Raw genomic sequence first — 13658 nt, forward strand, 5'->3', positions numbered from 1 at the left:
GTCACGCCGACGCGTCCCCCGACACGCATCGCCCGGGGGGCGCGCCGGCATGGCCTGACACCCCGCTGGAACGTGATGAAACAGCTGAGCAATGTTTGACTTCAGCCCGTTCTTCGACAACTTCGACGAGATCCTCCAAGGATTCTGGGCGACCCTGCGCCTCGCGGCCGCCGCGGCGGTGCTCTCCCTGATCATCGGGACCCTCCTGGCGAGCTTCCGGGTCTCCCCGGTCCCGGTGCTCCGCGCGTTCGGCACGGGCTACGTCAACATCGTGCGCAACACGCCGCTCACCCTGGTGCTGCTGATGTGCAGCCTGGGCCTGAACGACATCCTCGCGCTGAAGTTCTCCGACAACTCCTCGACGACCTACTACTGGTGGGCGGTCCTCGGACTGTCGGCCTACACCGGGGCCTTCGTGTGCGAGACCCTGCGCTCGGGCATCAACACCGTCCCGCTGGGCCAGGCCGAGGCGGCCCGTTCGATCGGGCTGACCTTCACCCAGTCCCTCCGCATGATCATCCTGCCGCAGGCGTTCCGGGCGATCATCGCCCCGCTGGGCAGCGTGCTGATCGCGATGATCAAGAACACGACGGTGGCCGCGGCCGCGAGCTACGCCGAGGTCGCGCTGGTGACCAAGACCATCATCGACAAGCCCACGTTCGCCAACGGGGTCATCCCCCTCTTCCTGGGCGTGTCGATCGGCTTCCTGATCCTCACCCTGCCGACCGGATACTTCTTCGGCTGGCTCGCCAAGCGGATGGCGGTGGCGCGATGAGCAAGGAAGCGACCGTTCTCTTCGACATCCCCGGCCCCCGGGCCCGGGCGCGCAACGCGGTCCTGACCGCCGTCGTGTCGGTCGTGCTCGCCGCCGTCCTGGCCGCGCTGATCTGGCGCCTCAGCGACAAGGGCCAGTTCGAGGAGAAGCTCTGGACGCCGTTCCTGAAGTGGACGGTGTGGAGGCACCTGCTCCTGCCCGGCCTGCTGAACACGCTGAAGGCCGCCGTCGTCGCCACGGTGCTGGCCCTGCTGTTCGGCATCGTGTTCGGGCTGGCCCGGCTGTCGGACCACTGGTGGGTCCGCGTCCCGGCCGGCGCCGTGGTCGAGTTCTTCCGCGGCATCCCGCTGCTGATCCTGATCTTCCTGGCGTTCTTCGTCCCCAACAAGATCAGCCCCGCGATCGCCGAGTCCCAGTTCGGCACGCTGCAGCGGGTGGCGGTGGACTCCTTCTTCTCGCTCTTCGGAGTGGAGATCCACGCCGGGACGGTCACCGTGCCCGCGTTCGCCGCGGTCGTGTTCGGCCTGACGATGTACAACGGCTCCGTGCTCGCCGAGGTGGTGCGCGCGGGCGTCCTGTCGATCCCGAAGGGGCAGGCGGAGGCCGCCTACTCCATCGGGCTCCGCAAGAACGGCGTCATGCGGCTGGTGCTGCTGCCGCAGGCCATCACGGTGATGATGCCGGCGATCGTGAGCCAGATCGTCGTCCTGCTCAAGGACACCGCGCTCGGGTTCATCATCGCCTACGGCGAGTTCCTGCAGGCCGGCTTCAAGCAGGTGCCGGCGAACTACAGCAACAACGTGCTGCAGGCCGGCATCGTCGTCGCGATCATCTACATCGCGATCAACATGTCGCTGAGCCGCGTGGCCACCTGGCTCGAGGGGCGCAGCCGCCGCAGCCGCAAGACCGAGGCCAAGACCATGGGCACGGGCGGCCCGCCCCCGGTGCCCGGGGTCGGGATGACCCAGCAGACCGTCTGACGGTCCACCCGTCTGCGAAGGGCGCCGCCGGTTCCGGCGGCGCCCTTCGCCGTCCGCGGAAGGGGCGAACCCCGGTGTTACCGGCGGGTTTCCAGGGGACGGGCTTGTATCTTTCCGACCTCAAACAGCCCGTCATGGTCCCAACCGATCCCCGTATGCGGGACGATTCCTGTTATGACCGCTCGTGCGACCCTTCCCTACGGCTCATGGCCTTCACCCATCTCTGCGGCCGATGTCGCCCGCGCCCGGCTGCGCCTCAGCTTCCCCACCGTCGCGGGCGACGACGTGTGGTGGCAGGAGACGCGGCCCGAGGAGGGCGGGCGGGCCACGGTCATCCACCTGAAGGACGGTCATCGCACCGAGCTGCTCCAGGCGCCGTGGGATGCGCGTACCCGCGTCCACGAGTACGGCGGGCGGTCGTACCTGCCGATCCGCACCGGCGCGGGCTGGTCGGTCGTGTTCTCCAACTACGAGGACCAGCGGCTGCACCGCCTCGACGAGGGCGACCCGAAGCCGTACCCGCTGACGCCCGAGCCGGCCGTCCCGGCGGGACTGCGGTACGCCGACTACGTCCTGTCCCCGGACGGGACGGAGGTCTGGTGCGTCTGCGAGGGCCACATCGCCGAGCCTGCGGATCCCGAGAACGAGCAGAGCGCGGACGAGCAGCCCGCCACGGGCATCCGGCGCGCCATCGTCGCCGTCCCGCTGGACGGCAGCGCCGCCGGGGACGCCGGCGCGATCCGCGAGCTGGTGTCGGGCGCGCAGTTCTACGCGGGCCCGGTGCCGTCTCCGGGCGGCGGGCACCTGGCGTGGGTCCAGTGGAACCACCCCCGCATGCCGTGGGACGGCACCGAGGTGCGCGTGGCCGCGATCGAGGACGGTGCGGTGGTCGCCCCCCGCACGGTCAAGGGCGGCCTCACCGAGTCGGCCCTGGCGCCGCTGTGGCGCGACGACGAGTCCCTGTACGTGATCTCCGACTGGCCCGGCTGGTGGAACATCTACCAGGTCGGCCTGCACGGGGAGTCCGCCCAGGCGCTCTACCCGGCCGAGGAGGAGTTCGCCGCGCCGCTGTGGCAGCTCGGCGGCATGCCGTACGCGCTGCTCGGCGACGGGCGCCTCGCCGTCCTGCACGGCGAGGGCGACATGCGGCTCGGCATCTACGACACCGACACCCTCGACCTCGTCGACCTGGAGGTCCCCTACGAGCACTGGGCGCCGCAGCTGTCCACGGACCGCACGACGATCGTGGGGATCGCCGGCGGCCCGGACCTGCCGGCCTCGGTGGTGCGCGTCGACACCACGACCGGGCGCGTCGAGGGGCTGCGCCGGGAGCGGGCCGAGCTGCCCGACGTCGCGTACCTGTCCAGGCCGCGCGCCGAGCGCCTGGAGGGGCCCTTCGGGCGTCCCGTCCACGCCTACGTGTTCCCGCCGACCAACCCCGAGGCGGCCGGGCCGGACGACGAACTGCCGCCCTACGTGGTGTTCGTGCACGGCGGGCCGACCGGGCGGGTGTCCACGGTGCTCGACATGGAGCGCGCGTACTTCACCAGCCGCGGCATCGGCGTGATCGACGTCAACTACGGCGGGTCGGCCGGCTACGGCCGCGCCTACCGGGAGCGGCTGCGCCGCCAGTGGGGCGTGGTCGACGTCGAGGACGCCGTCGCCGCCGCCCGCGCCCTCGTCGACGGCGGCATCGCCGACCCGGCGCGGCTGGCGATCCGCGGCGGCTCGGCCGGCGGCTGGACGACGCTCGCGGCGATCACGCAGACCGACGTGTTCAAGGCCGCCACGTCCTACTTCGGGATCAGCGACCTGCAGCGCTTCGCCGAGAGCACCCACGACTTCGAGTCCCACTACCTGTTCGGCCTCATCGGCCCCCTCCCCGGGTTCGAGCGCGCCTACGAGGAGCGCTCGCCGATCAACCGCGCCGACCGGACGGCCTGCCCCGTCCTGCTCCTGCAGGGGCTGAGCGACCCGATCGTGCCGCCGGACCAGTCCGAGCGGTTCGCGCAGGCGCTGGCCGAGAAGAAGATGCCGTACGCCTACCTCACCTTCGAGGGCGAGTCGCACGGCTTCCGAAAGGCCGACACGGTCATCCGCTGCCTGGAGGCGGAGCTGGCGTTCTACGGCCAGACCCTCGGGTTCGAGCCGCGCGGCGTGGAACCCGTCAACCTCACGATCGGCTGATCAGGGGACGATGTAGGAGGAGATGTCGAGCAGCGTGTGGTCGGCCCGGAAGAACGACACCGTGTCTCCTGAGGTGTTGTTCAGGAAGCCGACCGTCAGGCCGTTGTAGTAGGCGTCTGGACGGTTCGTGCCGGGACCGACGTAGACGCGCAGCAGGCTTCCCGGCGGGATCACGTATCCGGAGCCGATCCGCATCAGGTTGCTCGCCTGGTCGCGCAGGTAGCCGCCGCCCACGTCGACCGGCCTGGACGTCGTGTTGCGCAGCACCACGTGCTCGCTCTTCTCCGGCTGGGCGTCGTCGCCGCTCGGGTCGGGGAAGACGCTGTCGACGACGATGCCGTTCGCGCCGGGGAAGGGCGTCCGGCCGTCCAGGATCCGCCGCGTCGTGGCGGGGAAGTTCGTCGCGAGCCAGTCGTAGCCCTGGTCGGCTCCCATGGAGACCTCGGCCGGGCTGTCCACCGGGTCGCTGAACACCTTCAGCCCCCTGGCGTGCGCGCGCCTGACATCGTCGGCACTGGTCGCCCTGGGGTGCGCGTACACGCTGACCGTCCAGCCCGCCAGCGCCGCCAGCTCGTCGTCGGAGAGCATCGGGCCGCCGGTCAGGTAGGAGAGCTGCACCTTGGGCGCGGACGCGTGGAACTCCTTGAGCGCCTCCTGGTCGCGCGAGTGGACCTGCACCCGGTAGGCCCCCGACCTGAGCGTCCCGCCGTCGGCGACGCCGGCCGCGGTCAGCTCCCCGGCGAGGAGCGTGGCGATCCCGGGACTGTTGGCGGGCGCCTTCAGTTCCAGGCTCAGCCCCGTCCCCCCGTCCCTGACGGCGAGCAGCTCCTTCAGGGTGGGCACCCGCTGGCCCGCGTACCGGGCGTCGAACCAGGAGCCGGCGTCCAGCCTCCTGATCTCGGCCAGCGTGAACTGGCCCACCCTCCACGGCGCCCGGTCGGGGAAGACCTGCTCCACGTCGGTGGTCCGGGCGAGCGTGTCGTCGTGCAGGAGCACGATCTGCTTGTCCGCCGTGAGTTGCACGTCGCCTTCCAGCACGTCCGCCCGGTCGCGGACCCCGTTGCGGTAGGACGCGAGCGTCTCCTCGGGGGCCTGCCCCGGCGATCCGCGGTGCCCGACGATCACCGCGTGCGCCCGCTTCCCCGCGGCCTGCGGCGCGGCCTCGGCGCTGCCCGCGAAGGCGACGGCGGCGGCCAGCACGGCCCCGCCCCCGATCATGGCGATCCTGTTCACGAGATCCTCCCGCCTGGAAATGACTTGATCATCACCGCGGAAGCTTGCGAACACCAGACCAACCGCTTAATTTCCCCCGAACCCCAATAAACCGCCCGGGCGCTCGATCACCGCCGGTCAGCGGGCGAACTCGATCGCCCGGGACTCCCGGACGACGGTGACCCGGATCTGGCCGGGATAGGTCAGCTCGTCCTCGACCTGCTTGGCGATGTCGCGGGCGATCACCTGTGCCTGGATGTCGTCGACCGCCTCGGGCTTCACCATCACCCGGATCTCGCGGCCCGCCTGCATCGCGAAGACCTTCTCCACGCCCTCGTGCCGGTCGCGGGCGATCTCCTCCAGCCGCTCCAGCCGCTTGACGTAGGCCTCCAGCGACTCGCGGCGCGCCCCCGGCCGGCTGCCGCTCACCGCGTCGGCGGCCTGGGTGAGCACGGCCTCCACGGTCCGGACCTCGACCTCGTTGTGGTGCGCCTCGATCGCGTGGACGACGTCCTCGTGCTCGCCGTAGCGGCGGGCGATCTCGGCGCCGATCAGCGCGTGGCTGCCCTCCACCTCGTGCGTGAGCGCCTTGCCGATGTCGTGCAGCAGCGTGCACCGCTTGGCGACCTCCACCGGCAGCCGCAGCTCGCCCGCCATGATGCCCGCGATGTGCGCGGACTCGATCAGGTGCTTGAGCACGTTCTGCCCGTAGGACGTCCGGTACCGCAGCTGCCCGAGCAGCGCGATCAGCTCCGGGTGCATGTCGGCGATGCCGACCTCGACCAGGGCGTCCTCGCCGGCGCGGACGCACAGCTGCTCGACGTCGCCGCGGCTGCGCTCGTAGATCTCCTCGATCCGCTGGGGGTGGATCCGGCCGTCCAGGACGAGCTTCTCCAGCGTCAGCCGCCCGACCTCGCGCCGCACGGGATCGAAGCAGCTCAGCAGCACCGCCTCAGGCGTGTCGTCGATGATCAGGTTCACGCCGGTGGTCGTCTCGAAGGCGCGGATGTTGCGCCCCTCGCGGCCGATGATGCGGCCCTTCATCTCGTCGCTCGGCAGGTGCAGGACCGACACCACCGACTCGGCCGTCTGCTCGCTGGCGACCCGCTGGATCGCCAGTGTCACGATCTTGCGGGCGCGCTTGTCGCCCTCCGCCTTCGCGGCGTTCTCGATCTCCCGCACGATCGGGATGGACTCCCGCTTCGCCTGGTTCTCGATCGCCGCGACCAGTTCGCCCTTGGCCTGCTCGGCGGTCAGCCCGGCCGCCTGCTCCAGGACCTTGCGCCGGTCCTCGGCGACGCCGTCGAGCTCCTGTCCGCGGGCCTCCAGCGCCTTCTTGGTCTCGGCGAGCCGTCCCTGCCACTCCTCCAAGCGGCGCACCTCGGCGTCCAGCCGCTGCTCCCGCTCCGCGAGGCGCGCCTCCCGGCGCTCCAGGTCCTCCCGGACGGTGCGGAGATCGTCCCGCTGGGTCCGGCCTTCCTCGTCGAGTTCCGCGCGCCCGGTGGCGGTGGCCTGCTGCGCCTCCCGCTCGGCCGTCTCCAGCACGGCCCGCGCGTCCTTCGCGGCCTTCGCCCTGATCTCGTCCGCCTCGCCCTGCGCCCGGGCCATCTCGGCCGCGGCCCTGCCGGGCGTGCCGGGGCGCCGCACCAGGACGATCACGAGAGCGACCAGGGTCACCAGCAGCGCTGCACCCAGCAGGACGCTCTCCATGAGGCAGATCCTTCCTCGCCGCGGGCCCGTCCGGGGTACGGGGCCCTGCCTAGCGAGGACTTACTCGCGCGCGGATGCACGACATCGCAGGACGGCGCTACGGCGTGCCCCGGCGACTCGGCCGAATCCGGTCGACGAACCTGTCCTTTATGCCTCTCAGCTGCTGGAACGTGCTCGGTCGTATGGCAATCCGCGAGACGCGGAGTAACTCCTCACTGCCGTAACGGTAAGCGGCACAGAGGTAATGAGCAAGCAAACGACCGGCATTCCGGACTAACCGAACGTCGACGTGACTCCTTCCTTACCGCCTTCCCTGACCCCCGCCCCCCGGCCCGACCTGCGCCATCACTCCCCCGCAAGACCGCGGATCCGACCTACTTCCGGTCACCGCCTCCGCGACTCCGGCGTGTCGCCACCCACCTCTCACGGCAACGCCACATTGCCACCCCACCCCTCACCTGCTAGACGCCCTCGCGCCGGACCCGCCCACGGACCCGCCCTCGGCGAACCACTGCCCGCATGGCCCTTGCCTTCTCCATGCCCTCCGTCGAACACCCACCGTCCGAGCCGCCGCCCTCCCAGGTTCCGTCTCCCGGGGCACGCACACCCGGAGCGCACCCACCTGGACCGGACTCCGCACTCCTGGAGCCTGCCTCTCGGGGCCGCACTCCCGGGTGGGTCAGTCGAGCGGGGCGGGGAGGTCTTCGGGGTCGGCGCCCTCTTCGGCCAGGGCTTCCTTGACCACCCGGTAGGACAGGGAGGGTGAGTAGCCCTTGCGGGCGAGCATGCCGACCAGGCGGCGCATGCGTTTGGCGGGGTCGACGCCTCGGGTGGCGGGGAGCTTGCGGGTGACCAGGGCGCGGGCCGTCTGCTCCTCCTGGGCCGGGCCCAGGGTGTCCACGGCGTCGTTGACGGTATCGCCGGGGACGCCGCGGCGGCGGAGTTCGGCGGCCAGGGCCCGCTTGGCCAGGCCTCGGCCGGCGTGCCGGGACTGGACCCACGCCTGGGCGAAGGCCTCGTCGTCGATGAGGCCGACGTCGGTGAAGCGGCTCAGCACGCGTTCGGCGACGTCGTCGGGGATGTGCTTGCGCTGAAGGGCGTCCGCCAGTTGGGCCCGCGTGCGGGGGGAGGAGGACAGGAGGCGCAGGCAGACCTCGCGGGCCCTCGCCTCCGGATCGCTCTCGCGCGCGGCCGTCACGGGGAGCCGGTCCGCGTGGGGCCGGGAGCCGTGGGAGCGGGAGCCGTGGGAGCGGGAGCCGTGGGAGCGGGAGCCGTGGGAGCGGGAGCCGTGGGAGCGGCGGCGCCATCGGGGAAGTTCCGGGCACCGATCGTGCGGTGCCGGGTAAGGCGCCGCCGCCCTGCATAGGAGATCATCGCTCACTCTTCGTCAAGAGTCACCCGTCCCGGGGGATTCCTTGTCAAGAATCGCCTGCCTTGGCGGCCTTGGCGCCCCGCTTCGCGGCGGGGGCCTTGACCGGAGCGGGGGCGGAAAGCTCGGGCGCGGCGCCCGGGGCGGCGGCGGGCTCGGCCTCCTTGTCGACCTTCGGGCCGATGCCGAGCTTCTCCTTGATCTTCTTCTCGATGCCGTCGGCCAGGTCGGGATTGGCCTTGAGGAAGTTGCGGGCGTTCTCCTTGCCCTGGCCGAGCTGGTCGCCGTCGTAGGTGTACCAGGCGCCGGACTTGCGGACGAAGCCGTGCTCCACGCCGAGGTCGATCAGGCCGCCCTCGCGGCTGATGCCCTGGCCGTAGAGGAGGTCGAAGTCGGCGACGCGGAACGGCGGGGCCATCTTGTTCTTGACGACCTTGACGCGGACGCGGTTGCCGACGGCCTCGGTGCCGTCCTTGAGCGTCTCGATGCGGCGGACGTCGAGGCGGACGGAGGCGTAGAACTTCAGCGCGCGGCCGCCGGTGGTGGTCTCCGGCGAGCCGAACATGACGCCGACCTTCTCGCGGAGCTGGTTGATGAACAGGACGGTCGTCTTGGTCTGGTTGATCGCCCCGGTGAGCTTGCGCAGGGCCTGCGACATGAGGCGGGCCTGGAGGCCGACGTGGCTGTCGCCCATCTCGCCCTCGATCTCGGCGCGGGGCACCAGCGCGGCGACGGAGTCGATGACGACGATGTCGATCGCGCCGGAGCGGATCAGCATGTCGGTGATCTCCAGGGCCTGCTCGCCGGTGTCGGGCTGGGAGACCAGCAGGGCGTCGATGTCGACGCCGAGCTTGGTGGCGTACTCGGGGTCGAGCGCGTGCTCGGCGTCGACGAAGGCGGCGATGCCGCCCTGCTTCTGGACGCTGGCGACGGCGTGGAGGGCGATGGAGGTCTTTCCGGACCCCTCGGGGCCGTACACCTCGACGACGCGGCCGCGCGGCAGGCCGCCGATGCCGAGGGCGATGTCGAGGGAGATGGCGCCGGTGGGGATCACCTCGACGGGCGCCCTCGCCTCCTCGCCCATCCGCATGACCGATCCCTTGCCGAACTGCCGCTCGATCTGGGCGAGTGCGGTCTCGAGAGCCTTCTCCCGGTCGTTCGCTGCCATTGAGATGTCCTTCTCGTTGAGGTGTGTCGGCTCTCGGCCGCTGCTTGCGATGTCGAGGGCGACGTTACGGCGGGCCACCGACACTTTCGCCCCGGCGCGGTTCGAGGACGTCGCCGCGGGCCCGGCCAGCTTACCGAACATCCGTTCGATCATCGTCCCGCCCACCGATTTGCGATGGAATCTCCGTGCGATCGGTGGTCCCGACCCCGTAACCTGGCGGAGTTGACGGAGGGTTCCAATCATGACGCTGACGGTCCTCTTCTGCGTCGATCCGCTCCATCCCCGGCGCGTTGACCCCCACTTCGCCCGCGAGGCCGCCGCCGTGCGGGACCACTACGGCGAGATCGCCCTGATCGACCACGACGCGCTGCGGCGCGGGGACGTCGAGGACGCGGTCGACGCGGCGCCCTCCGACCTGGGCCCGGTCTGGTACCGCGGATGGATGCTCTCGGCGGAGGAGTACGGCGCGATGGCCGCCGTTCTGAAACGGCGCGGAACGGTGCTCCTGACGCACCCGGACGACTACCGCCGCGCGCACGAGCTGCCCGGGTGGCACGACACGTTCGCCGGGCTGACCCCGCACAGCGTGTGGCGCCCTCTCGGCACCGGCCAGGATCCCGGCCCCCTGAGCGAGCTGGGCGAGCTCGTCAGGCCGCTGCGCGGCGGGCCCGGCGTGGTCAAGGACTACGTGAAGTCGTGCAAGCACGAGTGGGAGGAGGCGTGCTTCGTCCCCGACGTGAAGAACCTCGCGCAACTGCACGACGTCGCGGCGAAGATGGTCGCGCTGCGCGACGACCATCTGGCCGGCGGTCTCGTCGTCCGGGAGTTCGAGCAGTACGACGAGGAGGGCGAGGCGCGCGTGTGGTGGGTGGACGGCGAACCCGCGCTGGTCGGCCCGCACCCGGACAGCCCCGGCGTGGATCTCGATCCGGACCTGGGCGCTGTGGCACCCGCCGTCCGCGCGCTGGGCTGCCGGTTCATCACCACCGACCTGGCCCGCCGCACGGACGGCGCCTGGCGTGTCGTGGAGGTCGGCGACGGCCAGGTCAGCGACCTGCCGTCGTCGGTGGACGCGATGGACCTCTACGCTCACCTTCCCGTGCCGGAATAGCTTTCGCACAGGGTGATGTGGCTTGTGATCGAACCGGATTAGGGTTTCCACCGTCTCATGACGTGTGGCCGCAGGCCGCCGATCGATCCCTCCGCGAGAAGGACGTGTTCTCTTGCCCCCTCAGGAGCCCACTCGCCGGCTCAGCTCCCGCGCCGTGAAGGTGGGGATGGTGAGCGCCCTGTCGCTGACCCTCGTCGCCTGCGGTTCCGGTTCGACGACGGCGAGATGCGTGGACCGCAACGCGCCGGCCAAGGGCAAGGGCGGGTACAAGGTCATCCCGGACGGCAACTGCAACAGCGGCGACATCGACAACGGGGCCAACAACGCCTACAACCGCTACTTCTGGTACTACGGCGGCAAGAGCCGGTCCGGCTTCGTGTCCGGCGGCAGCCAGTACCGGCCCGAAGGCAAGATCAAGTCGAGTGGCGGGCGGACGCTGAGCCGGGGCGGGTTCGGCGGCGGCGGCCGGGGCGGGAGCTGACCCGTGCGCCGTGTCCGCTCCACACCGCGTGAGGGCTGGGCGGAGAAGGTCGAGGCGCACGGCCTGGCCTTCCACCGCACCGCGCACCCCGAGCACCTGACCCGGCCCTACTGGGACGAGTCGGTGCACTACGTCTTCGACATGGACGAGGTCCTGGCCCTCGAAGGCGTCGTCGAGGAACTGCACCGGATGTGCCTGGACGTGGTGGAGCACGTCGTGTCCACCGGCCGCTACCACGTCCTCGGCATCCCCGACTGGGTCGCGCCACTGATCGAGGAGTCGTGGCGGCGCGGCGACCCGCACCTGTACGGGCGGTTCGATCTGCGCTACGACGGCCAGGGGCCCGCCAAGCTCCTGGAGTACAACGCCGATACGCCGACCGCGCTCGTGGAGAGCGCCGTCGTCCAGTGGTACTGGCTCCAGGACACCCATCCTGAGGACGACCAGTGGAACTCCGTCCACGAGCGGCTGGTGGCGCGCTGGAAGGAGATGGCGCCGACGGTGGGCGGCGGGCCCGTCCACTTCGCCTGGACGGCCGGTGACGAGACCGGCGAGGAGGTCATGACGATCGCCTACATGCAGGAGACCGCCGAGGAGGCGGGCCTGCCGGGTGTGGCGATCGCCATGGAGGACATCGGCTGGGACGCCGCGCGCGGGCGGTTCGTCGACCTCGACGAGCGGGAGATCGGGACGCTCTGCAAGCTCTACCCCTGGGAGTGGATCGTCGCCGAGCCGTTCGGGCGCGACATCCCGGGGACGCCCACGTCGTGGATAGAGCCGATCTGGAAGATGGTGCTCTCCAACAAGGCGCTGCTCGTCCTGCTGTGGGAGCTGTTCCCGGGCCACCCCAATCTGCTGCCCACCTACCTGAACACCCCGTCGGACCTGACGTCCTATGTGCAGAAGCCGCTGCTCGGGCGGGAGGGCGCGAGCATGCGCATCGTCACGCCGGACGGTTCCGAGCAGCGGACCCAGGGCGACTACGGCGCGGAGGGGTACGTCTTCCAGGAGTTCTGCGCGCTGCCGGAGTTCGACGGCGAGCACCCCGTGCTCGGCGCGTGGGTGGTCCACGACGGGGCCGCCGGGATCGGCATCAGGGAGACGTCCGGCCTCATCACCGACGACACGTCGTCGTTCGTCCCGCACCGCATCCCGCTGTAGCGGGGCCCCTAGCGCAGGGTCGCGGGGACGTCGAAGGTGGCGACGACGGCCTGCCAGACCTTCTTCGCGGACTCGCCGTCGGCGAGGGCCTGGTCGATGGTGCGGCCGCCGAGTTCGGCCATGACGTGGTCCTTGGCCACGCTCTCGGCGTAGTGCTCGCCGAACTGCTGGTTCATCCGATCCCAGAAGAGTGTTAGCCGCACGCGTCCCACGCTATCCGACGGACGGTTCTCCCAGGGACCGCGTCACCTCGCCGGGGACCTCGGGCGCGCGGCCCTGGCGGTACTGGCGGTGCAGGCCCGTCAGGTACCGTTCGACGCCTTCGATGACCCGGGCCGTCCGGTAGGAGGGGAAGACGTCGAACCCGTGCTGGGCGCCCTGCATCTCGGCGTAGAGGACGGGCGAGCCGGAGACCTCCCGCAGCCGTTCGACGAACCGGCGGGCCTCGACCACGGGGATGAGCGAGTCGCGGCTGCCGTGGATGACGAGGAAGGGCGGCGCGTCCTCGCGGATGTAGGTGACCGGGGACGCCTTGGCGTACGTCTCCCGGTTCTCCGCGAAGGGCTGCTTGACGACCATCCGTTCCATGAGGCGGGTGGTGCCGAAGGGGCGAGGAAACGTTCCCGGCTCGAAGAAGTTGTAGAAGCCGTAGAACGGGACCGCGCCCTGGACGGTGGTGTCCGCGTCCTCGAAGCCCGGCTGGAATTCGGGGACGTTCGCGGTCAGCGCCACCATCGCGGCGAGGTGCCCGCCGGCCGAGCCGCCGGTCACGCACAGGAAGTCGGGGTCTGCTCCGTACTCCTGGGCGTGCTCCTTGTACCAGGCGACGAAGTGCTTCAGGTCGATCAGGTGCTCCGGCCAGGTGGCGCGCGGGCTGAGCCGGTAGTTGACGTTGAACCCGACCCATCCCTGGACGGCCATGTGGTTGAGCAGCGGCAGCCCTTGCTCGCGCTTGTCGCCGATCACCCAGGCGCCGCCGTGGATCTGCATGAGCCCCGGACGCGGTTCGCCGTCGGCGCCTTCGCCGGCGGGGCTGAAGACGTCCAGTTTCAGGCGCAGGCGGCCCTCCTGCCGGTACACGACGTTGCGTTCGACCCGCACGCCCTTGCGGGGGACCAGGCACAGCGGGGGGACGATCAGGTGTCCGAGCGGGTAGCGCGGTGCGCCCTCCGGGTCCAGTTCGAGGGGAGCGCCGCTGTCCCGCAGGGTGACGACCGTCCGGCGGGACGCCGCGAGGGTGGCCGCGACGCCCGCCATGCCGATGGCCGCCAGGACGAGCCCGGTCCAGCCCGCCCAGCCGTCCAGTCCCCCGAGGGCCGCGGCCAGTGCCGTGGCGGCGGCCCAGGTGACCAGGACGTGCGGCGCCAGTTCGATCGTGAGCCAGCCCGCGAAGAAGCTCGCCGCCAGCAGGACGGGGCTGCGCCGCGGGGCGTAGGCGTTGGCGGCCGTCAGGGCGAACAGGAGGCCCAGGGCGAGGAGGACGTAAGGCATCGTGACTCCCTTG

Annotated in this window: 12 protein-coding genes; 6 read left to right on the forward strand and 6 right to left on the reverse strand. The window is 71.0% G+C overall.

Going from position 1 to position 13658, the window contains the following annotated elements:
• Nucleotides 1-91 precede the first annotated feature (91 nt).
• The 3 genes from CHC11_RS17015 (at nt 92) to CHC11_RS17025 (ending at nt 3942) form a co-directional block, all read left to right on the forward strand.
• Nucleotides 92-775, forward strand: coding sequence for an amino acid ABC transporter permease (locus tag CHC11_RS17015; RefSeq protein WP_089312731.1), 684 nt, complete (start codon nt 92-94; stop codon nt 773-775).
• Nucleotides 772-1755 (forward strand): amino acid ABC transporter permease, encoded by a 984-nt coding sequence (locus tag CHC11_RS17020; RefSeq protein ID WP_089312732.1) that lies wholly within the window; start codon nt 772-774, stop codon nt 1753-1755. The genes CHC11_RS17015 and CHC11_RS17020 overlap by 4 nt, the downstream gene beginning before the upstream one ends.
• Nucleotides 1756-1929: 174 nt before the next feature.
• Entirely contained in the window at nt 1930-3942 is a 2013-nt protein-coding gene (locus tag CHC11_RS17025) for a S9 family peptidase (protein ID WP_089312733.1), read from the forward strand.
• Here CHC11_RS17025 and CHC11_RS17030 read toward each other — a convergent pair whose 3' ends face one another.
• From CHC11_RS17030 to recA, 4 genes are all read right to left on the reverse strand, one after another.
• On the reverse strand, nt 3943-5175 hold the full coding sequence (locus CHC11_RS17030; RefSeq protein ID WP_089312734.1) for a glycerophosphodiester phosphodiesterase family protein: 1233 nt from the start codon (nt 5173-5175) through the stop codon (nt 3943-3945).
• Nucleotides 5176-5292: 117 nt separating this feature from the next.
• A complete protein-coding gene (gene rny, locus CHC11_RS17035) occupies nt 5293-6864 on the reverse strand; it encodes a ribonuclease Y (protein WP_089312735.1) in 1572 nt (523 codons plus the stop codon).
• 679 nt (nt 6865-7543) lie between these two features.
• Nucleotides 7544-8062, reverse strand: coding sequence for a regulatory protein RecX (locus CHC11_RS17040; protein ID WP_089312736.1), 519 nt, complete (start codon nt 8060-8062; stop codon nt 7544-7546).
• Nucleotides 8063-8282: 220 nt separating this feature from the next.
• On the reverse strand, nt 8283-9401 hold the full coding sequence (gene recA, locus CHC11_RS17045) for a recombinase RecA (RefSeq protein ID WP_089313010.1): 1119 nt from the start codon (nt 9399-9401) through the stop codon (nt 8283-8285).
• Nucleotides 9402-9642: 241 nt separating this feature from the next.
• Between recA and CHC11_RS17050 the strand changes: the two genes are divergently transcribed.
• From CHC11_RS17050 to CHC11_RS17060, 3 genes are all read left to right on the forward strand, one after another.
• Nucleotides 9643-10512, forward strand: a complete 870-nt coding sequence (locus CHC11_RS17050; protein ID WP_089312737.1) for an ATP-grasp domain-containing protein — start codon at nt 9643-9645, stop codon at nt 10510-10512.
• 112 nt (nt 10513-10624) lie between these two features.
• Nucleotides 10625-10993, forward strand: coding sequence for a hypothetical protein (locus tag CHC11_RS17055; protein WP_245919327.1), 369 nt, complete (start codon nt 10625-10627; stop codon nt 10991-10993).
• A 3-nt stretch (nt 10994-10996) separates the two neighbouring features.
• Complete coding sequence (locus CHC11_RS17060; protein ID WP_089312738.1) at nt 10997-12154, forward strand: glutathionylspermidine synthase family protein; 1158 nt, start codon at nt 10997-10999, stop codon at nt 12152-12154.
• Nucleotides 12155-12162: 8 nt separating this feature from the next.
• Here the strand turns inward: CHC11_RS17060 and CHC11_RS17065 are convergent, their stop codons facing one another.
• Nucleotides 12163-12357, reverse strand: a complete 195-nt coding sequence (locus tag CHC11_RS17065) for a DUF3046 domain-containing protein (protein ID WP_089313012.1) — start codon at nt 12355-12357, stop codon at nt 12163-12165.
• 10 nt (nt 12358-12367) lie between these two features.
• On the reverse strand, nt 12368-13645 hold the full coding sequence (locus CHC11_RS17070) for an alpha/beta hydrolase (RefSeq protein WP_089312739.1): 1278 nt from the start codon (nt 13643-13645) through the stop codon (nt 12368-12370).
• Nucleotides 13646-13658: the final 13 nt, after the last annotated feature.

Source organism: Actinomadura mexicana, assembly GCF_900188105.1.
GTDB classification, from domain to species: Bacteria; Actinomycetota; Actinomycetes; order Streptosporangiales; family Streptosporangiaceae; genus Spirillospora; species Spirillospora mexicana.

Bases quoted from the DNA above. Each gene is read 5' to 3' on its own strand.
- CHC11_RS17015 (WP_089312731.1), top strand. From the start codon at position 92: ATGTTTGACTTCAGCCCGTTCTTCGACAACTTCGACGAGATCCTCCAA.
- CHC11_RS17020 (WP_089312732.1), top strand. From the start codon at position 772: ATGAGCAAGGAAGCGACCGTTCTCTTCGACATCCCCGGCCCCCGGGCC.
- CHC11_RS17025 (WP_089312733.1), top strand. From the start codon at position 1,930: ATGACCGCTCGTGCGACCCTTCCCTACGGCTCATGGCCTTCACCCATC.
- rny (WP_089312735.1), bottom strand. From the start codon at position 6,864: ATGGAGAGCGTCCTGCTGGGTGCAGCGCTGCTGGTGACCCTGGTCGCT.
- recA (WP_089313010.1), bottom strand. From the start codon at position 9,401: ATGGCAGCGAACGACCGGGAGAAGGCTCTCGAGACCGCACTCGCCCAG.
- CHC11_RS17050 (WP_089312737.1), top strand. From the start codon at position 9,643: ATGACGCTGACGGTCCTCTTCTGCGTCGATCCGCTCCATCCCCGGCGC.
- CHC11_RS17070 (WP_089312739.1), bottom strand. From the start codon at position 13,645: ATGCCTTACGTCCTCCTCGCCCTGGGCCTCCTGTTCGCCCTGACGGCC.